An 18,775-nucleotide genomic window follows, 5' to 3' on the forward strand; every position below is an offset into this window, starting at 1 on the left:
GAGGTGGCTAACATGCGCATGCATAAATGGCTGGCGTCAATCCTTATTTTATTGTTTGCTGCGACTGGCTGCACTACCGTTGCACGGAATGACACATCACCCTCTCCGCAAAATAATGGCAACGTAAGAGCTCAGCAAACCGAACCCCGCAAAAAAGAAATTCAAAATTCGGAGCAGGTTGCGGTACATCTGGAGCAGTTGGCCAGAGGAATTAACGGCGTTACGAACGCTCATTGCGTCGTATTCGGAAATACGGCCATAGTGGGCATCGATGTAGACGCCAAAATGGAACGATCAAGAGTCGGCACCATTAAATACTCCGTTGCCGAGGCATTCCGCAAAGACCCGTACGGCGTGGATGCGCTTGTCACAGCTGACATAGATCTGGCCCAGCGGCTGAATGAGATTGGCGCCGATATTAGGCGCGGAAGGCCAATCGCCGGCTTTGCTGAAGAAATGGCGGATATTATAGGCCGGCTCGTTCCGCAGCTGCCGCGCGATATTATGCCGCAGGAGCCCGAGCAGCAGGATGCTCCAAAGCTAAATAAAAAATTGTGATTGTTCGCATCGGCAGTCGTTTAAATATAAAGAAATCGTAAACAGCCCCGAAAGACACAAAGAGCCTAGTGAGTTTATCACCAGGCTCTTTCACAGCGGCGGAAACTTGTACACATGTACAGTCCGCTGCTTTCTTCTATGTTATTTTCCATTTGGACGGAGCTTGCTGTTACGGATTCGGTCATTCCACATGACCTCCTTCTGAACAGAATTCAAAATGGCCTCTGTAGCATCATTATATCCATAATATTAGAGATCGTCTATGGTTATTCAGCCATATTTGCCTGAAGCGCCGCCCGCGCTTCATCTAGCTTCGTTTCGTCCAGATATACGTACGGGCTTCTCCAGCTTCCCTCCAGCGGTATAAATGTAATATCACTGCGGCTCATCCCGAAATATATCTTCATCATGCTAGTGATTTCACCCTTTGGCATATCCATCGTCAAATTGTTGCCGACCGCTTCAATGACGTTGCCGATCTTCGGAGCTGCGCCGAGCGATTTCATCTTATCCGTTAAAGCGCCGATGACTTCGCTTTGCCGTCTGTTCCGGTCGAAGTCGCTCGACATGTTCTTGCCGTCGTTCGATTTGCGGTAACGGACAAAATCAAGCGCCTGGTCGCCGTTTAGCTTTTGGAAGCCCTTCTGCAGATCAATATTCGTCCCGTCCTGCGAATCGGTATATTTCATCCGCATATCGACATCCACTTCAACGCCGCCAAGCGCATCGACTACATCGGCGAAGCCTTGGAAGTTGATGACCGCCGCATACTTTACCTCAATGCCGAACAGCTTGCTCATCACCGTCCGCACTTCCTGCTTCGCATCGGCATAAGCCGCTTCCTTCTCCAAGCCGTTCTTCAGCGCCATGCTATAGAAGTCGGCGTAGAAGCTGTTGGCTTTACGCTCCCTATAACCCTCGACGTCTATCTTTGAATCCCGCGGGATGGAAACAACCGTAGCGGTCTTCGTATTCGGTTTAAATGCGGCAACCATAATAACATCCGTATTCAAGCCGCCGCCATGGGATCGGGAATCAAGACCCATCAGCACAAGCGCGACCGGCTTATCCTTTACGGATTCGCCTGCCGGTATGACGACCGTATCGTTGTCTACGCCAATGGTCTCGACCGCGTCATCTATCTTTAACACCAGGTAAGCGAGAATGCCAGCCGTAATAAGTAAAAGGCCAAATATGGTAAAGAAAAACATTTTCAGAAACGAACGTTTTTTTCGCGGCTTTTGCTTTTTCTGCTTCGGCGTTTGACGGCCCCCCGATCTTGGAGGCAATGCTGATCCTTGACTCATAAGTTCCACCTTCAAGCTCAGTTGTATTTGGGATTCGCTTCAATATCCGCGAGAAGCTGCTCGGCCGATTCCCGCGGGAACAGCTGCAGCTTCGGGCGTCCATCCTTCACATATTTCACATGGATCATCGTCTCATCCGTCTTCGCGATCGCAAAGTCTCCAAGCCCGTGATCCTCCGTCAATATTTGCTCGAAAAATTGGGCCGTATCAAGCGCCGCTTGATCATCGGGACGGGCAGCCGCAACCAGCTTGATCTGAAGCCAGTTGAACAAAGCGTCTTCGAGCCTCATTTCCCCGATTCCGCTTTCTGCGCCGCCGGATCTGCCGATTTATTCCCTTTCCACTTGTCGTACAATTGACGGCCGCGAAGCATCAGCATCATAATTACCGCCACCCCCATGCATTGAATAATCGGCAGCTTATCGACCTGCAATATCATGAGAATAAACGATCCGAAAGCAATCAGGATATAGACAACAATTTCTTTTAATAACGGCAGCTTCTGCTGAGCGCGAAACACTTTATTGAATATGTAGATCGTAAAGCCCAGTATCAGCAAATAAGAGACCAGCTTATGATCACTTAGCCATGCTTGCATGCAGCGTACCTCCCTTTTGTAAATAGAACGCAAGGCTTTGCGCTGCCGCAAAGCCTTACGTTCGTCTTAAATCGTTTGTTACACGCCGGCTTGAGCGGTTTTACGATGCTTCTCGGCACGCTCGCGCTCGCTTTTGTTCAATATTTTTTTGCGAAGACGAATCGACTTTGGCGTAATCTCGCAGTATTCATCATCGTTCAAATACTCAAGCGCTTGCTCCAGGGAGAACAGGCGGGGACTCTTCAAAGTAACGGTATCGTCTTTGCCTGCTGAACGGATATTATTCAACTGCTTCACTTTACAGATGTTAACGATAATATCGTTCTCGCGCGTATGCTCGCCGACGATCATGCCCTCGTAAATTTCAGTACCCGGCTCCAGGAATTGAATGCCGCGGTCTTCTACGCCCATCATGCCGTAGAACGTTGACGTACCGTTCTCGCTCGCAACCAGCACGCCTTGATGACGGCCTCCGACATTAGAGCCCGCAAGCGGTCCGTAGCTGTCAAACGCATTGTTCATGATGCCGTAACCGCGCGTCATCGTCAGGAATTGCGTACGGTATCCGATCAAGCCGCGAGCCGGAATAATGAATTCCAGGCGCACTTGGCCGTTTCCGTTGTTAATCATGTTGACCATTTCCGCTTTGCGTGTACCGAGACTTTCCATGACCGCTCCCATGCTTTCTTCCGGAAGGTCGATAAGCAAGCGCTCGTAAGGTTCTTTCTTCTGCCCGTCAATTTCCTTAATTATGACTTCAGGTTTCGACACTTGAAGCTCGAAGCCTTCGCGGCGCATGTTCTCGATCAGAATTCCAAGGTGAAGCTCTCCGCGGCCGGATACGATAAAAGCGTCCGGGCTGTCCGTTTCATCGACGCGAAGCGCCACATCCGTCTCAAGCTCTTTGAACAGGCGCTCGCGAAGCTTACGGGAAGTTACCCATTTGCCTTCACGACCCGCAAACGGACTGTTGTTCACAAGGAATGTCATTTGCAGCGTCGGCTCATCGATTTTGAGAACCGGCAATGCTTCAGGCTTCTGGGGATCGGCGATCGTCTCTCCGATATTAATCTCGCGAATACCGGCAACCGCTACGATATCGCCTGCGCCGGCTTCTTCAATTTCAATCCGCTTCAAGCCTTGGAAACCGAACAACTTCTCGATACGGGCTTGCTTCACAGCGCCTTCGCGGGTCATGACGGCAACCGTCTGGCCTTGGCGAATGATTCCGCGGTTAACGCGGCCGATGGCGATGCGGCCCAAGTACTCATTATAGTCAAGCAGCGTAACCAGATATTGAAGCGGCTGATTCACGTCCTCGGTGGGCGACGGGATATGGCTGACAATCGTTTCATACATCGCTTCCATGTTCTCGTCCTGTTTGTCCGGATCCAGACTGGAAGTACCCATGAGCGCCGAGGCGAAAACGACAGGGAATTCAAGCTGGTCGTCATCGGCTCCGAGCTCGATGAACAGATCGAGCACCTCGTCCACAACTTCCGACGGCCGGGCGTTCGGACGGTCGATTTTGTTGACGACTACGATCGGCGTAAGCTTGGACTCAAGCGCCTTGCGAAGCACGAATTTCGTTTGCGGCATGCAGCCCTCGAACGCATCAACGACCAGGAGCACGCCGTCGACCATCTTCATGATCCGCTCTACCTCGCCGCCGAAGTCGGCATGTCCGGGCGTATCCACGATGTTGATCAAATAATCCTTGTAATTAATCGCCGTGTTTTTGGCCAAAATCGTAATTCCGCGTTCCCGTTCAATATCGTTCGAGTCCATCGCGCGCTCTTGTACCGCCTCATGCTCGCGAAACGTTCCGGATTGTTGAAGCAATTTGTCGACCAATGTTGTTTTGCCGTGGTCAACGTGGGCAATAATGGCGATATTCCGTAATTTCTCTCTTGCTTGCATAACTAGTAATCCACTCCAATTGTTTTTTATTTATAGATTTTCTACCAACGTCTGCGTCTGCCCAGCATCATCCAGGCGCCTGCTGCTATGAGCGCTATGGCAATCGCATATATCCCCCAGCTCCACAAAAATGGAAGAATGATAAACACGGCAGATGCGGCAGCAAGCGCAATCGAAGCCGTGAGCACAACTCGCGTTCTGGATGAACCGAACAAATAATATTCGTAAAGGCCCGCAGATACTCCGAAAATAAACAGCGGCCACAAATATTTCAAGCTATCCCATCCAAATAGGTTACAAACGATAAACAGCAAGGCATGGACGATAAGCATTCCGCCCGGGACAAGGACAACTGCCGGAACCAGCCTGCCGAAATAAAGCACATGCAGCAATAAACCGGGAATCAGGACGAGCAGCGGCCAGAAGATAGCCCCCAAGAAGCTGAACACACCTAACTTGCCAAGCAAAATAACGACCCCGGCTAACAGCAAAATGATTCCAGCGGAATATTTGTTATTAGACATGCGCGCTTCCGCTCCTTACAACGCCTATCGCATATTTCAACGAAAGACGACAGTTTTTATCTATACTAGTTTAATGGAACTGAACCAAAAATACCAGTACGAAGCATGAGTTTGCGCAAAAAAAACCGCTCCGCTATATTTTGCGTGAACGGTTCGTATCCTAAACAGCGTCAAGCCGGCTTTCTTTTTATGATCGCCAGCGCAATGACAAGAGGCACAGACAGCAGCGGTATCGCCTCCGCCAGCGTCTTCGAGCTGTGAAATAACAGCTTGTCCAGGCCGGGATCGTTCATGAGCATTTCTCCTGCGGCGTAGGCAAGCAGCGCAGCCCCGATATACGATAATGCAGGAAACCTCTGCAGCAGGCTGCCGAGCAGATGGCTCCCCCAAATGATCATCGGGATGCTAAGCGCGATTCCGAGCAGGATAAGGACGATGTCTCCTTCCGCGACCGCGGCGATCGCAAGCACGTTATCCAGACTCATGACGAAATCGGCTACGACGATCGTCCAGATGGCCTGGCCGATCGTTTGCGCCTTTTTCACCGATTGCCGCCCCGAATGTCCGCCCGCGTCCGCAAGCAGCTTGACCGCAATATAAAATAGCAGCAGCGCTCCGATTGCTTGCAAATACGGAACCTGCAGCAGCGATATCGCCGCGACCGTAAGCGCGCAGCGGAGCGCAACCGCCGCAAGCGCCCCCCACCACACGGCTTTCTTGCGCTGCTCCCGCGGCAAATGACTGCTGGCCATCGCAATGACGATTGCGTTATCTCCGCTCAGCAGTACATTAATTAAAATAATTTGGATAAAAATAATGACGCTGTCCATGATGCATCCCCCCCTCTAATCAGCTGTATGAACAAGCTGTGGGGAATATGTCCAAAAAAAAAATTGAATCCTTCTTCCCGAAGGCTCGTATTTATTGTAGACTTCAAGAAGTGCTTGTTTAGAGAGGAGGGAAACATCTAATGGATTTATTCTCGGCTGAGTTTTTCACCGCTCTGTTGACTATCGTTTTCATCGACCTCATTCTGGCTGGAGACAACGCCATTGTCATAGGGCTGGCAGCTCGCAATCTGCCGAAGGAACAACAGAAGAAAGCTGTTATTTGGGGTACGGTAGGTGCAGTCGGTATCCGGATCATCGCTACGCTGCTTGTTGTTCAGCTTCTAAATGTGCCGTGGCTTAATCTGGTAGGAGGTCTATTGCTTATATGGATAGCCTACAAATTGCTGGTTCAGGATGATTCGCATGACAACGTGAAAGCCGGCAATACGCTGTGGCAATCGATTCGCACCATTATTATCGCGGATGCGGCAATGGGCATCGATAATGTCATTGCGGTAGCAGGCGCAGCGCATAACAACATGGTGCTTGTCATTCTTGGTCTCATTATCAGCGTACCGATCGTTGTATGGGGAAGCACCCTGTTCATCAAGATCATCAACCGCTTTGAATGGATCGTTTATGTCGGATCGGCTGTTCTTGCCTATACGGCTGCTAAGATGATTACGCATGAGAAATCATTCAAAGAGTTTTTTGAGACGAACCCGGTAATCTATTGGTCTTTTGTCGTGGTTGCCATTATCCTTACGATTGCAGCCGGTTGGTTTACCAACTCGCGCAGGCAGGCGGCAAGGCAAAAAAGCAGCGAATCCCACTAACGGGATTCCTGCTTTTTTTCTTCGGCTAAAACCAGCTGTCTTCCCCCGCTGATTGTACGGCCGTCTGACTAGCCGCTGACAGCATCAGCTCCTCCGTACCTTCGACGGCCGCCGCTATCAGCTCATCATAACCAAGCATTTGCTTCTCCGCCTTCATAACGATATTGAGGTTGGGATTCGTGCTCGGCGACTTCGGCAAAAACAAGGTGCAGCAATCCTCATAAGGAAGGATAGACGTTTCGAACGTTCCGATCCGCACGGCCACGTCAATGATCTCCTGCTTGTCCATCATAATTAAAGGCTTGAGAAGCGGCAGCCCGGTTGCCCTTCCGATTACGTTCATGCTGGCCAGCGTCTGGCTAGCTACTTGTCCCAGGCTCTCGCCCGTGACGATTCCGCCCGCGCCGCTACGCTGCGCAAGCTGCTCCGTGATTCGAAGCATCGCCCTGCGCATAAGCGTAATAATCAGGTTATCGTTCTTCGACTGGGCAATCTTTGTCTGGAGATCCGTGAAAGGCACGAGATGCAGCTTGATCGGCTCACCGCTGTAATAAGAAAGCCGCTTCGCCAGCTCAATCACCTTGTCTTTCGCTTTGTCGCTTGTGAACGGATAGCTGTGGAAATGCACGGCCTCCAGCTCCAATCCTTTGCGCAGCGCCATCCACCCCGCTACCGGACTGTCGATGCCGCCCGAAAGCAGCAGCAGCGCTTTCCCGTTAGAGCCGTAAGGAAAGCCGCCGGCTGCCGTTATGACCTCGTAATAGAGATAGACCGCTTCCTCCTGGATATCTACGCGCAGTTCCACGTCGGGCTTCTTCACGTCTACTTTGAGTTCAGGCATGGAACGCAGCACGTAACCCCCGACCAGATGGTTCATCTCCTGCGAGGTGTGCGGGTATGCCTTCCAGGCGCGCTTGGCATTCACTTTAAAGGTGGCGGGCTTATCCGGGATAGACTGCATCAGGGCTGCGGCCGCGGCTTGTATTTTCTCCAGCTCCAGCTCCGTGCTCATGACGGGGCTGACTGAAATAATGCCGAACAAATCCTTCAGCCGGTCCGCCACTGGTTCATAGGGCAGCCCGTTCAGCTTCACGTATAATCGCCCATATGACTTAAAGTACGTAACCGGTCCAAATCCGATTAGCGCTTGCTTGACCTGATCGATCATCCGCTTCTCGAATCGGTTCCGGTTTCGCCCTTTCATCGTTAAATCGCCGTAACGCAATACAATTTGATCATAAAGCAAGGTTAGGTCAATCTCCTCTCAAGCGGCTTTAATTGCCCGACAATGCGGCGAAGAGCAGCGCCCAGCTCCGCGATATCCCGCTCCTGATGCTCGTCGCCGAAGCTGATCCGAATGCCGCCCGACGCCTGTTCGAGGCTGGCGCCAATGGCAAGCAGGACGCGGCTTGGCTTATTGTCCTTCGATGAGCAAGCCGATTTCGTTGATGCCATTATACCATGCTGCTCCAGCATGTGGATGACAACCTCCGGTTTCATGCCGGGATAGGAGAAGTGAAGGATGTGCGCGGCCGAGGGCTCTCCGCCGTTCACCTTCAGCTCCGGAATTTCCGCGATGATTCCGATCAGCTGCCGCTTTAGCCCGAGCATTCGCCGCTGCCGCTCCTCCATCGATTCCATCGACATGCGCAGCGCCTTCGCTGATGCGACGATGCCGGGAACATTTTGCGTGCCGGCCCGGTATCCGAACTCCTGCGTTCCGCCGGTAAACAGCGGATGCAGCGACAAGCCGTCGCGCATATACAGGTAACCGACGCCCTTCGGTCCGCGAAGCTTATGCGCCGAGCCGGACAACAGGTCAATCCCCCACTCCTCAATCTGCAAGGGCAGCTTGCCTATGCTTTGTACCGCATCGACATGGAATATCACTTTCGGCAGCCGCTTCAGAAGACTGCCGATTTGGCCAATCGGCTGCACGGAACCGATCTCATTATTGACATGCATAATGCTGACGAGGATGGTCTCGTCCGTAAGAGCCTTCTCTACCTGCTCCGGGGTGACATGGCCGGATTCACTGACCGGCAAATAAGTTACGCGGAAGCCTTCCTGCTCCAGTTGGGCAAATGCTTCGTATACCGAAGCGTGCTCGATTTGCGTTGTGATGAGATGCCGTCCCCTGCCGGCATACTGCCTCGCCGCGCCTTTAATCGCCAGATTGTTCGATTCCGTCCCGCCCCCCGTAAAAATCCAGGAGCCGGCTTTGGTTTGTAACTGGCTTGCGATTACCGCGCGCGACCGCTCAATCAGTTTGTCAGCGGCTGTACCCGCAAGGTGGAGCGATGACGGATTCGCATATTCCGAACGCATCACTTCCATCATCGTCTGCACGACCTCGTCGTAAGGCGGCGTTGAAGCGCAGTGGTCAAAATATAACATATCCGTAGTATCCCCCTTTTCAAAAAGAAAAAGATCAGCGACCGCCTCTGCAAAAAAGCGCAGAAAATCAGGATCGTGATCTTGTTGCCGCTTTTGTTATCTAACTTGCAATACCTTAGCGACATAACGCTGCGTCTCTTCCGGCAGCGCTTCTAGATTTGCTGTCAGCTGCTCATTCGTCCGGATTCCCGCGCGGTCGACGCGTCCCGGTCCGGCGTTGTAAGCTGCCAGAGCAACCTGCTCATTACCGTTATATTTCCGAAGAAGGATGGATAAGTACTTCGTGCCGCCGTCAATGTTCTGCGCAGGATCAAATGAATCCGTAACGCCAAGCCCTCTCGCCGTTCCGTCCATCAGCTGCATCAGGCCCTTCGCTCCGGCGCCGGATACGGCATCCGCCCGAAAGTCCGATTCGGTCTGGATGACCGCCTGTATGAGACCGGCATCCACGCCGTATTTCGCTGAAGCCTCTTCAATCAGGGTATCGTATTCGCTTGGGCTTCGTTCTGCCGCTTCACTGCCGCCTATGTACGAAACGTTCGTTAATCCGTTCAGAGACGACAGCTGCGCCAGCGCGTCCGCGGGTACGACGGATACGGAAGAATGGCCGCCTAATAAGCCGGAAGACATATATTGAGACAATAAAGTATCGAATAAGGAAGCGGAGCCGTCGCCGGCAGACGCATTCAACGGGTTGGCAGCGGATTGCATATTGGCGCCTGGCGCCAGCTGGAGCTGAAGCAATGTTTTTAAAATACGCGGATCGATACTCATGATTTCCTCCCGGCCTGATTGCGATGAAAATAAGAATTCGAGATCAAAATAAACGTTCTATTATCTATATCGGTTCTTATTGTACATGTTTTTAGCCCAAACAGCCAGCCTGTCTGATCGACCGAAGCCAGCCTATAAGAAAATATTAAAAAGCGAATCATGCCTGCAATGAGGAATGATCCGCTCTTTATAAGCAAAGCTTCTAAGATCGCATTATTTATAAACTTTCACGCGCTCCTCAAGCGGTTTAAAATCCTTCTCGCCCGGCTCTGCCGTCGGCTTGCCGAATGGCATTTGCGCAACCATCTGCCAGGAATCAGGAATGGACCAGGCTGCTTTGACCTCTTCGTCAATAAGCGGGTTGTAGTGCTGAAGCGTAGCCCCGAGGCCCTCGGCCTCAAGCGCTGTCCAGATGACGAATTGGTGCATGCCTGACGTATGCTGCGACCAAATCGGGAAGTTCTGCGCGTAGGACGGGAAGCTTTGCATCAATCCGTCGACGACATCCTTATCTTCGAAAAACAAAACGGTGCCGTAGCCGGCTTTAAAAGCGTTCATTTTCTGCTCCGTCGACTCGAATTGGTCGGCGGGCACGATTTTACGAAGAGTTCCCGTTGTCAGGTCCCAGAGCTTGTTATGGTTCTCGCCAAGCAGCACGACGACTCTCGTGCTTTGCGAATTAAAGGAAGACGGCGTATGCTTAACGGCCTCCTGGACGATTTCTACGATTTTGTCATCGGAAATGACGGCTTCCTTGCTGATCCCATAGATCGAGCGTCTGTTTTTTACTGCCTCCAAAAAGGGTTGGGATGTCATTGATTCTCCTGCCTCTCCTTTAATATATTACTTAATTTAATATAGTTACTATAATATTTATATAAAACAATGTCAAGAGCACGGAATCATTATTCCCCATCTAATCGTAAATATGCCCGATCAGTTTGACAGCTCCCAACAGCAGCATGCAAATGCCGAAAGCGACCAGCTCAAGCTGCAAGAGATACCATGGCCAGGGTGCCAGAAAATCCAGCAGTGAAGCCGTGGACGGCTTGCGCGCAAGAAACATGAAGTTCGTCGTTCCTGTAACGATATTTGTAATGGCGGCAGGAACGGCCAGCACGTGCAGCCAAAGCATCGCGCTCAGCACGGAACGATAAGTCGGGCGGTAACGTTCAACGGCCATTAAGAACAAGGCTGCGCCAATGATTCCGATGTGGGCGATAAAAAAATGAAAATACCGGAATTGGGGAAAGCTTACATCTAAATTCGGCGTGAGAATCGCTTGCAGCGCGCCCATGCTGCCAAGAAAAAACACAAGACCGTACAGCCGTTTATGATTCGTCATCAACGTGAGCGCCGACAGCAGGACCATCAGGCTGCACAGCTGGAACGGCAATGAAGCAACCTCCCAGTTGCGATCTAGTACATAAGAGAGCTGGAGCGAAGCCTCGGAGCAAAGCAGCAGAGCCGCCAGACTGATCCGCGTAATTTTGTTCGCCTTTGGCTGCCGAAGCCTCTTCCGGAGCAAGAGAATACCTGTAAATACAAGCAAAGCGGCTGCCAATGCCGATAAGTGCGCCGCCGAGAAAAGTTCAAAATCCACGTCTTCTCCCCCTTTCCATCCCGCTGTCTCTATTTCAATTTTGTTAAATTGCGGCAAAAAAAAATAGTACCAACTTTACTTGGTACTATCATTGTCATTCTGCTTTTGAAATAAGCCCATTTCCTTCGCTTTATTTGCCGCTTCGCGGGAGCCCGGGAGATTCAGCTTTTTTAATATATGATTCACGTGATTTTTGACGGTGCGAATGGAAACGACCAGCTTATCGGCAATTTGCGGCTGCGTATAGCCTTGGTCGATCAAGTCGAGGAGCTGCAGCTCGGAAGGCGTAATGAGGTCATGCAGCTTCTTCGCTTCAAACTCCCGCTCCAGCTGCTTCAGCCGGCGGAATTCCTCCCGCATCCGTTCCGCGACCGCCGCGTTAATCGGCGACTGCTTGCGATACGCGGATCGAACAGCCGCCGGCAGCGCTTCAAAGTCGGATTTGATCTGGTAATCGATCGCGCCCGCCTGAAACGACCGGAAGATGAGCTCCTTCTCTTCCATCGACGTCAGCATGATCACGCGGGAGCCGGTAGCGGAGGCAGCCTCCTCGGCGAGCATAACCCCTTCCGGCCGGCCGTCCAGCATGATGTCCATCAGAATGACGTCCGCCGGCAGCGGCGCATGCTGGTCATCCGATAAAGCCAATCGTACAATCTCCGCCCGGTCTGCTGTCCATACGACCTCCATATCTTGTTCCTTATTTAAGTATGCGACAAGGCCGCGCAGCCAGTCGGGATCATCCTCGACGATCCATACCCGAATTTTAGACATTGACCTTGCTCCCTTCTCTGCGGTTAATGCGGTTCCTCACAGCATGAACTTTTTTCTTCGGAAATGTCATGTAAACGGAAGTGCCGGATCCCGGTTTGCTGCGGAGCATAAGCATCCCTCTATGCTTACGCATGACATGGTACGCATACGGCAGACCAAGGCCAAAATTCGCGCTGCTGCCGCTCTTGGTCGTATAGAACGGCTCGAGCACCTTCGCCGTCTCCTTCTTGCTCATGCCCGGCCCCGAATCCCGAATCTCTATGACCAACTCCCGCTTCGTTTCGGTTAGATGAATGTACAGCTCGCCGCGGCCCTGCATCGCTTCGATCGCGTTCGATACAAGATTTCCGAGCGCTTCGCTGATTTGCGCGGGATCGATCAGACAGGTCCAGCCTTCAACAAGCCCGCAGCGCAGCTTCACATGCTCAAGCACAGGCTCATAAGCCTTCAGCGTCTGCCGAATAAGCTCGGACAGATCGACGGCCTCGGCCCGCAGCTCCAGATCCTCCGTACGCCGGTGCACCCGCTGCAGCATATCCTGCATATGGCGGGTAGCGTGTAATACCGTCTCTATGTCGGCTAACAGCTCCCGTTGATTGGTCTCGACCGCATAAGCCCTGATTTTCTCCGAGAATAGACGCATTTTGCCGGCGTCATTCTTGATGGCATGATTCAGGATCGCCGTGCCTGACGTAACAGCCCGCAGCGTCGTATCGAATCGGCGGCGATCGACCAAGATGCGGACGCCCATGAAGCCGTAAGTAAATAAACCGACCACGAATACCGTTACGCCAAGCCCCACAATCCAAGTATTATAGACCCACATCCGCAGATGGCCGAAGCTGGGCAGGACGTAATTCATCACCATACTGAACATAACCGGCGGCAATACGGCTGAACAAACGATCCAATGCGTACGGGAAAAGGAAGCATACAATTGACGCTTCAGCAGCACCTGCACCGTGCCGTACAAGATATAAGGAACAGCCCACCAGACGACGACACGGAACGTGATCGGATAGATCTCGTTGTATGGAGGGGTAAAGATCAAGCAGCCGATAATGGGAACGAGCAGCAGAAGAGGAATGAGCTGCCCCTGCCGCTCAGATAATCGGACGGGCCGATAGGCGATCGCAAACAATACGAAAGCATAAGGCAAACCATAATATGAAAATACGGAAGCGGCCGCCTGCAAGCGGTATAGCAGCTGCTGGGCCACTTCATTCATGCCTGCATCCGCCGCGGCCGGCAGAATGTATTGATCAAGGACGGCCGCCAGCGCTCCTGCTCCTCCGCTGAAAGCAACGGCACCGAGCCATCGGTTAACGGCGGCTCTCCGGTCCGAAAACCAGACGATGGCCGCGATCGTCCATAGTGCGATTAGTACGAACAGCATATGACGTCTCCTTAGATGTACGATGGTTAGAACTTCTCAACGTTCATTTCGGCATTTTACCCGTTTATCCCTCTTTTTTGAGCAGAAACTCCTATTGGCGCCCATGTCAAAGGACGCAACCGTTTCGCGGAAAATTCTAAGCACATCTATGTATGAAACTTACATTTCTTAGAATTCGGGCAGAAACGCCTATCGGCGTCCTTGCGGGTGGACGCAACCGCCTGCCAACATAAAGCAACCGCCCGGTCAAACCGCCGGACGGTTGAAATGATGAATGTACTATACCTTAAATACGGACGCGCTTTCCTTCAGTTCTTTCGACGATAACGTCAGCTGTTCGGCCAGCGAGCGCAACTCATCGGAGATGTCATATTGCTTGCCGGACAGCCCGCTCATTAGTTCCATTTTACCGTTAACGTCGGAAGAAGTCTGAAGCAGCTTATCGACGGCGGAAACGATATGCGTCATCCCCTTCGTAATCTCGCTGATGGCGGTAGAAATCTCGCTTACCTGATCTGACAGCACCGAGCTTTGGGACTCAAGGGTTTGGAAGGTCGCGCTTGCCGTTTCCGAAGCTTGGCGCGTCGAATGGATGACATTCGAGAAGCTTCCGATTGTCCGGCTGCTAGCTTCCACATCGCCCTGGATCAACATCAGCTCTTTCGTAATTTGCTTGGAAATGGTGTCCGTCTGGCTGGAAAGCTTACGGATTTCATCCGCTACTACGGCAAAGCCGCGGCCGTGCTCTCCCGCTCTTGCCGATTCGATTGAAGCATTGAGCGACAAAAGGTTAGTCTGCGTGTTCAAATCTTGAATGCCTGCCAGAAACTTCGATACATTGCCGTAACGGTCGTTCATCGTTTCGAACACTTCCGTCAGCTTGGCAAATTGATGGGCGGTTTCGTTCACCATCCGAACGACGCCCGCCATATGCTCCGAGCCGTTCCGGGAGGAATTCTTCATATGTTGCATATCAGTATTAATGTATTCGCTTGAAGCCGCGATTTCCTGCGAACTTGCCGAAATTTGCTCCGTAACCGCAGAGATCGACGATGCATCGTCGTACTGGGACAGCAGCACCTGTCTGCCAAGATCGACCTGCCCCCTTACTTCCTCCGACGCCTGGCGGTTGCTGCCGATCATCGCATCCATATTCCGGGATACATGCAGAACGGTCTCGCTGACCGCCAAGGTGGATTTAATCGTGTCGCGAAGATTATTCCCCATATCGGCCAACGCCAGGTCGATCTGTCCGAACTCATCCGAACGGGCCAGACGCTCTTGGCTTGTAAAATCATTCCCGCCATACGCGTTGATTCGTCTTGTAATGCCGGCAAGTCCCGTCTTGATCGACTGCGTGACGCCAAAAATCATTAAGGCCGGAAGGACGGCTAACAGGATTACGTTAATGAGCACGATGACATTGGCACTTGTAACGCTGTGATTCAGATCTTCCCTCGAGACGTTCGAATCCCCGGTCAAACGACTATCGATCGTTTCGTTCGCAAAACTTAGAATGATCGTATATGTACTAATTAAAGTCGATACCCGCTGCGATTTCTCTTCGGCACGCAGACCGTCCACATCCGTATCCGTCCTGATCAGGTTATCGAGCGCAAGCCGGATCACGTTAACCTGGTTAGCATACAGCGGCCCGTCTTCCTCAGCAGGATATTTCCGATCCAATACGAGCATTTGCTTTTCCAGCTCATCGATTTGCGGCGGAAGCGTTCTAATCTCTTCCATAATGGCTTCCGCATCGCTCTCGCCGTTCTCGATCGCATCCACCATCCGCAGGATTGAATTCAGAATGACATTCGAAATCTCACGATAATTTCGTTCAATATTCGTCAACTCCTGCGTGTCTTTCACCGCCTTGGCGACCGACAGATTTTGCACATAAATGAAAATACCTGCACCCACATTGAAAATCGTAATAATCGCTGTAATCACAAGCAATCTCGTCGTAATCTTTCTCATGTTCATCTTCTTCATGAGGCCAACCATTTTCTCCAAACCAAACTTCTGAACCACAATTTCTCTCTCCTCTGTTTTCTGAAAAAAACAAAAAAGCTATCCAGCCACAGGAGGCGGACAGCATTAAACCGTTCAAAACCTTCCGGCGGTCTGGCAGCCATAGCAGTAACACCTTAGGCCCATAACTTTGCGTCCTTTCCTTTCGGAAAGTTTGCCTTTTCCAGTATGTCTATATTTCGTATGATCCAATTAAGTATAGGATATTTCAACCATTTTGTATACCCCTTAAGCCCTATATCAATCAGGAATTAGAAATAAAGTCGCATTGCAGTAACGCCTGGCGAGCGAATGGAAATAGGACGTTTGAATCGAAATGACGGCAACTAATAAAATATTGCGAACCGCTTCCCGCTGCCTGGCCGTTAAATTAGGCAGCATGCCGGCAAATTGATCGGCAGCTGACCGGAGGACTTGCTCGGTTAACAATTCCTGATGCGGGTTTCCCTTCAGATGCCCGGTTATATCAAGCAGCTGGTCGTTATTCGCATCCAGCTCTTCGAACATGCTCGTGTAAGAGGCGTATAGTCCAATAGGTCCGACAAGGTCATCCGAATCGTCCTCGGGCTTATTGAATACGATATCAAATAACCTGCGAATGGATTCGAAATCAAGATTCGATTTTAAATCGTCTATAATGAACAGTAGCGCTGCCTGGTTAAGCGAATATTTCTTTCCTGCCTTCGGGCTTTCGAAGAAAGGCTTGAAATCCCGCTTTACCCAGTTTTGCATCGAGGTGATCGAGAGATTGGAATATTCAATCAGCTGTCCGAGCGTTGCGATTTCATGCAGAGAAAAACCTTTCAGCTCGCTTCCTTTGATCAGCTTCTCAATGATAGGGGGCAGCGTCGTTGATAAAAAGGCGGGAAGAACCTCGCCCTTATCCGCATCGGTTTTATGCGTGTTGTTCCATGCGGATTGCAGAACTTGAATCGGCTTCTTATCGGATTTTCCGGCAAGCGCCAGCAGCAAGTACGCCATTTCTTTTCGAGTGAGCGTAAAGGATTCCATCGCCGTTCCTCCTCGCCATAGCGTTCGAGTTCACATGAACTCATCATATGCCCGAGAATGAAGCTTGTAAAGGCTCGAAAATCGATGATAATGAGCTTTTCCATCTCCATAAATCGTTTTTAAAGCGCCAAAAAGGCCGTTATCGTTGCATACGGCGTTTGTCATAGCAGGCTATTTTTCGTTATAGTAGATCATAAGCATAAAAAAATTTATATAAAAAAGGGTAGTGAGAATCGAAAATGGGTATAGGATTCAATTTATTCATGATTGCTCTTCTAATTTTATTAACTGCTTTTTTCGTTGCTACGGAGTTTGCCATCATCAGACTTCGCTCCAGCCGGATCGATCAGTTAGTGCTAGAAGGCCGGAAGAACGCGCTTGCCGTTCAACGGGTTACGAGCAATCTGGATGCCTACTTGTCAGCCTGCCAATTAGGTATAACGATTACAGCGCTTGGGCTTGGCTGGCTGGGAGAACCAACAGTTGAAAAAATGCTTTTACCCTTATTTGAACGAATGGAATTAAACAGTGACATCAGTCATATTTTATCCTTTTTAATCGCATTTATTTCAGTAACATTTCTTCATGTCGTCGTCGGCGAGCTTGCGCCAAAAACGTGGGCGATCCAGAAGGCGGAGTTTATCAGCTTCTTAACGGCGAAACCGATCATTTTTTTCCATATGATTATGTATCCGTTCATTTGGCTTCTCAACGGTTCGGCGAACGGACTCGTTCGTTTGTTCGGCTTAAAGCCGGCTACCGATCATGAAGAAGCGCACTCGGAGGAAGAAATTCAAATTATTCTGAACGAAAGCTTCCAAAGCGGTAAAATTAATAACACCGAATATGGATACGTAAGCCGCATCTTCGCGTTTGACGAGCTGCTGGCCAAAGAAATAATGGTGCCCCGCACCGATATGATCTGCTTATACACGAACAAATCACTGCAGGAAAACATGGCAATCATTCGAAAAGAGCAGTATACCCGTTTCCCTGTCGCCTTGGAAAGCAAGGACAATATCGTCGGAATGATTAATACGAAGCAGTTATTTCTGGAGTATGAAACCGATCGTGAATTAGAGTTCAAGAAGCTTGTTCATCCCGTACTTAGCGTTTCTGAGGTAACGCCGGTTAAGATGCTTCTTAAGCGCATGCAGCAGGAGCGCGTCCATATCGCCATCCTGGTGGATGAGTACGGCGGAACATCGGGCCTCATTACGATCGAAGATATATTAGAGGAAATCGTCGGCGAAATTCGTGACGAATTCGATGCGGACGAACGGAAGGAAATCGAACAGCTCGCAGACAACTGCTATCTGCTGGACGGCAAAGTGTCGTTGAACGAGCTTAGCGATCTGACCGGCACAAACTTCGAGGATGAAGATGTGGATACGGTCGGCGGCTGGCTATACAGCCAGGTATCGGATCCGAAGCCGGGCAAGGAGCATGATTTCGAGCAATTTAAATTTATTATCCGCGAAACAAGCAAAAACCGTATCCGCAAGGTTGAACTTCTTATTCAGCAAAATGTACCGGCAATCGAAGGCGAAACGGCATAATCATATAAAAGCATAGAGGCTGTCCCTTGGTCATTTCGAATGGCAAAGGGACAGCCTTTTGCACGGCTTAGTCAGCCCTGCCCATACATTTGGCCGGGGGATGTTTCATTCTCCTTCGCAGTCAGCTGACGCGCGGCCAGCTTGAATACAACGGTTGCGCTCCCCATTGAAGACCGGTATTTCTCAAGATGCGCTTTCGCCAGCGGTTGATCGTAATAACACGGCACATACTTGTCCAGCAAGCTCTGCATAGCCTTCCATGCCTCGTCCGGTTCCGTGACTTCTTCTATGCGGCCGAAAGCCATGACGCTCATATACGCCGTATCGGTCTTGGCAGGCACCGGATCTGTAATCGTGCCATAATGCTCGCTTACCGTAAAGCAGCCTTCGTTATTCTCCCTCATAATCGACAGCTTCCGTCCCTCTTCCGCACCGTGAAAATAAAACGAATCTCCGATTTTAACAAAATTAAGCGGAACGACATAGGGTTGACGCCCGTCAGCAAGCCCAAGAAATCCCGTCTTCGCCTGCGCGAGGAATTGCTCCACCTTCGCCGGGTCCGTACATTCGCGTTTCTTTAATCGCACAGAAAACATGGATAAACTCCCCTTCTCGAATGATATGATTTGTGATATGTTCAACTATAAAAGGTTC

The 18,775-nt window shown here is 50.8% G+C and carries 19 protein-coding genes and 1 riboswitch; of the genes, 3 read left to right on the forward strand and 16 right to left on the reverse strand.

Features of this window, described 5'->3' with window-relative positions; translation table 11 throughout:
• The first annotated feature begins 18 nt into the window (after positions 1 to 18).
• On the forward strand, positions 19 to 558 hold the full coding sequence (locus tag H581_RS0118020; protein ID WP_036719257.1) for a YhcN/YlaJ family sporulation lipoprotein: 540 nt from the start codon (positions 19 to 21) through the stop codon (positions 556 to 558).
• Positions 559 to 824: 266 nt separating this feature from the next.
• On the opposite strand, the gene H581_RS0118030 is transcribed toward H581_RS0118020, so the two are convergent.
• From H581_RS0118030 to H581_RS0118055, 6 genes are all read right to left on the reverse strand, one after another.
• The gene (locus H581_RS0118030) at positions 825 to 1,865 is read right to left on the reverse strand and encodes an LCP family protein (RefSeq protein WP_028611243.1); all 1,041 of its coding nucleotides are present in this window, start codon (positions 1,863 to 1,865) and stop codon (positions 825 to 827) included.
• 17 nt (positions 1,866 to 1,882) lie between these two features.
• Entirely contained in the window at positions 1,883 to 2,155 is a 273-nt protein-coding gene (locus H581_RS0118035) for a hypothetical protein (RefSeq protein ID WP_028611244.1), read from the reverse strand.
• Positions 2,152 to 2,463 carry a YlaH-like family protein gene (locus tag H581_RS0118040; RefSeq protein WP_028611245.1) on the reverse strand — a complete coding sequence of 104 codons (312 nt, stop codon included), beginning with the start codon at positions 2,461 to 2,463 and terminating at the stop codon, positions 2,152 to 2,154. The genes H581_RS0118035 and H581_RS0118040 overlap by 4 nt, the downstream gene beginning before the upstream one ends.
• A 78-nt stretch (positions 2,464 to 2,541) precedes the next feature.
• A complete protein-coding gene (gene typA, locus H581_RS0118045; RefSeq protein WP_028611246.1) occupies positions 2,542 to 4,383 on the reverse strand; it encodes a translational GTPase TypA in 1,842 nt (613 codons plus the stop codon).
• A 41-nt stretch (positions 4,384 to 4,424) separates the two neighbouring features.
• Positions 4,425 to 4,907 carry a hypothetical protein gene (locus H581_RS0118050; protein WP_028611247.1) on the reverse strand — a complete coding sequence of 161 codons (483 nt, stop codon included), beginning with the start codon at positions 4,905 to 4,907 and terminating at the stop codon, positions 4,425 to 4,427.
• Positions 4,908 to 5,077: 170 nt separating this feature from the next.
• The gene (locus H581_RS0118055; RefSeq protein ID WP_211231473.1) at positions 5,078 to 5,737 is read right to left on the reverse strand and encodes a TerC family protein; all 660 of its coding nucleotides are present in this window, start codon (positions 5,735 to 5,737) and stop codon (positions 5,078 to 5,080) included.
• A gap of 140 nt (positions 5,738 to 5,877) precedes the next feature.
• Here H581_RS0118055 and H581_RS0118060 point away from each other — a divergent pair, with 140 nt between their 5' ends.
• Positions 5,878 to 6,573, forward strand: coding sequence for a TerC family protein (locus tag H581_RS0118060; protein ID WP_028611249.1), 696 nt, complete (start codon positions 5,878 to 5,880; stop codon positions 6,571 to 6,573).
• A gap of 25 nt (positions 6,574 to 6,598) precedes the next feature.
• Here H581_RS0118060 and thiI read toward each other — a convergent pair whose 3' ends face one another.
• The 9 genes from thiI to H581_RS0118105 all read right to left on the reverse strand — a co-directional run bounded on the left by thiI (position 6,599) and on the right by H581_RS0118105 (position 16,562).
• Positions 6,599 to 7,819, reverse strand: a complete 1,221-nt coding sequence (thiI, locus tag H581_RS0118065) for a tRNA uracil 4-sulfurtransferase ThiI (protein WP_028611250.1) — start codon at positions 7,817 to 7,819, stop codon at positions 6,599 to 6,601.
• Between the two features lie 2 nt (positions 7,820 to 7,821).
• Positions 7,822 to 8,970 carry a cysteine desulfurase family protein gene (locus tag H581_RS0118070; RefSeq protein ID WP_028611251.1) on the reverse strand — a complete coding sequence of 383 codons (1,149 nt, stop codon included), beginning with the start codon at positions 8,968 to 8,970 and terminating at the stop codon, positions 7,822 to 7,824.
• 96 nt (positions 8,971 to 9,066) lie between these two features.
• The gene (locus H581_RS39335) at positions 9,067 to 9,744 is read right to left on the reverse strand and encodes a lytic transglycosylase domain-containing protein (RefSeq protein ID WP_028611252.1); all 678 of its coding nucleotides are present in this window, start codon (positions 9,742 to 9,744) and stop codon (positions 9,067 to 9,069) included.
• A 213-nt stretch (positions 9,745 to 9,957) separates the two neighbouring features.
• Positions 9,958 to 10,560 (reverse strand): nitroreductase family protein, encoded by a 603-nt coding sequence (locus H581_RS0118080; protein ID WP_028611253.1) that lies wholly within the window; start codon positions 10,558 to 10,560, stop codon positions 9,958 to 9,960.
• 100 nt (positions 10,561 to 10,660) lie between these two features.
• Positions 10,661 to 11,347, reverse strand: a complete 687-nt coding sequence (locus H581_RS34400) for a YwaF family protein (protein WP_051250917.1) — start codon at positions 11,345 to 11,347, stop codon at positions 10,661 to 10,663.
• A gap of 75 nt (positions 11,348 to 11,422) precedes the next feature.
• The gene (locus H581_RS0118090) at positions 11,423 to 12,121 is read right to left on the reverse strand and encodes a response regulator transcription factor (RefSeq protein WP_028611254.1); all 699 of its coding nucleotides are present in this window, start codon (positions 12,119 to 12,121) and stop codon (positions 11,423 to 11,425) included.
• Positions 12,114 to 13,517: a sensor histidine kinase gene (locus H581_RS34405; RefSeq protein ID WP_051250919.1), complete on the reverse strand. Its 1,404-nt coding sequence runs from the start codon at positions 13,515 to 13,517 to the stop codon at positions 12,114 to 12,116. The genes H581_RS0118090 and H581_RS34405 overlap by 8 nt, the downstream gene beginning before the upstream one ends.
• Positions 13,518 to 13,796: 279 nt before the next feature.
• Complete coding sequence (locus tag H581_RS0118100; protein ID WP_028611255.1) at positions 13,797 to 15,551, reverse strand: methyl-accepting chemotaxis protein; 1,755 nt, start codon at positions 15,549 to 15,551, stop codon at positions 13,797 to 13,799.
• Between the two features lie 84 nt (positions 15,552 to 15,635).
• Positions 15,636 to 15,720: riboswitch (cyclic di-GMP riboswitch) on the reverse strand.
• Between the two features lie 71 nt (positions 15,721 to 15,791).
• Complete coding sequence (locus H581_RS0118105) at positions 15,792 to 16,562, reverse strand: DUF1836 domain-containing protein (RefSeq protein ID WP_028611256.1); 771 nt, start codon at positions 16,560 to 16,562, stop codon at positions 15,792 to 15,794.
• Positions 16,563 to 16,801: 239 nt separating this feature from the next.
• On the opposite strand from H581_RS0118105, the gene H581_RS0118110 reads away from it, so the two are divergent.
• On the forward strand, positions 16,802 to 18,121 hold the full coding sequence (locus tag H581_RS0118110) for a hemolysin family protein (RefSeq protein WP_028611257.1): 1,320 nt from the start codon (positions 16,802 to 16,804) through the stop codon (positions 18,119 to 18,121).
• A gap of 71 nt (positions 18,122 to 18,192) precedes the next feature.
• Here H581_RS0118110 and H581_RS0118115 read toward each other — a convergent pair whose 3' ends face one another.
• A complete protein-coding gene (locus tag H581_RS0118115; protein ID WP_028611258.1) occupies positions 18,193 to 18,717 on the reverse strand; it encodes a pyridoxamine 5'-phosphate oxidase family protein in 525 nt (174 codons plus the stop codon).
• Positions 18,718 to 18,775: the final 58 nt, after the last annotated feature.

The organism is Paenibacillus harenae DSM 16969, assembly GCF_000422465.1.
Lineage (GTDB): Bacteria > Bacillota > Bacilli > Paenibacillales > Paenibacillaceae > Pristimantibacillus > Pristimantibacillus harenae.

Bases quoted from the DNA above. Each gene is read 5' to 3' on its own strand.
- H581_RS34405 (WP_051250919.1), bottom strand. From the start codon at position 13,517: ATGCTGTTCGTACTAATCGCACTATGGACGATCGCGGCCATCGTCTGG.
- H581_RS39335 (WP_028611252.1), bottom strand. From the start codon at position 9,744: ATGAGTATCGATCCGCGTATTTTAAAAACATTGCTTCAGCTCCAGCTG.
- H581_RS0118020 (WP_036719257.1), top strand. From the start codon at position 19: ATGCATAAATGGCTGGCGTCAATCCTTATTTTATTGTTTGCTGCGACT.
- H581_RS0118030 (WP_028611243.1), bottom strand. From the start codon at position 1,865: ATGAGTCAAGGATCAGCATTGCCTCCAAGATCGGGGGGCCGTCAAACG.
- H581_RS0118080 (WP_028611253.1), bottom strand. From the start codon at position 10,560: ATGACATCCCAACCCTTTTTGGAGGCAGTAAAAAACAGACGCTCGATC.
- typA (WP_028611246.1), bottom strand. From the start codon at position 4,383: ATGCAAGCAAGAGAGAAATTACGGAATATCGCCATTATTGCCCACGTT.
- H581_RS0118040 (WP_028611245.1), bottom strand. From the start codon at position 2,463: ATGCAAGCATGGCTAAGTGATCATAAGCTGGTCTCTTATTTGCTGATA.
- H581_RS0118060 (WP_028611249.1), top strand. From the start codon at position 5,878: ATGGATTTATTCTCGGCTGAGTTTTTCACCGCTCTGTTGACTATCGTT.
- H581_RS0118070 (WP_028611251.1), bottom strand. From the start codon at position 8,970: ATGTTATATTTTGACCACTGCGCTTCAACGCCGCCTTACGACGAGGTC.
- H581_RS0118105 (WP_028611256.1), bottom strand. From the start codon at position 16,562: ATGGAATCCTTTACGCTCACTCGAAAAGAAATGGCGTACTTGCTGCTG.
- H581_RS0118115 (WP_028611258.1), bottom strand. From the start codon at position 18,717: ATGTTTTCTGTGCGATTAAAGAAACGCGAATGTACGGACCCGGCGAAG.
- H581_RS0118050 (WP_028611247.1), bottom strand. From the start codon at position 4,907: ATGTCTAATAACAAATATTCCGCTGGAATCATTTTGCTGTTAGCCGGG.
- H581_RS0118055 (WP_211231473.1), bottom strand. From the start codon at position 5,737: ATGGACAGCGTCATTATTTTTATCCAAATTATTTTAATTAATGTACTG.
- H581_RS0118035 (WP_028611244.1), bottom strand. From the start codon at position 2,155: ATGAGGCTCGAAGACGCTTTGTTCAACTGGCTTCAGATCAAGCTGGTT.
- H581_RS0118110 (WP_028611257.1), top strand. From the start codon at position 16,802: ATGGGTATAGGATTCAATTTATTCATGATTGCTCTTCTAATTTTATTA.
- H581_RS0118090 (WP_028611254.1), bottom strand. From the start codon at position 12,121: ATGTCTAAAATTCGGGTATGGATCGTCGAGGATGATCCCGACTGGCTG.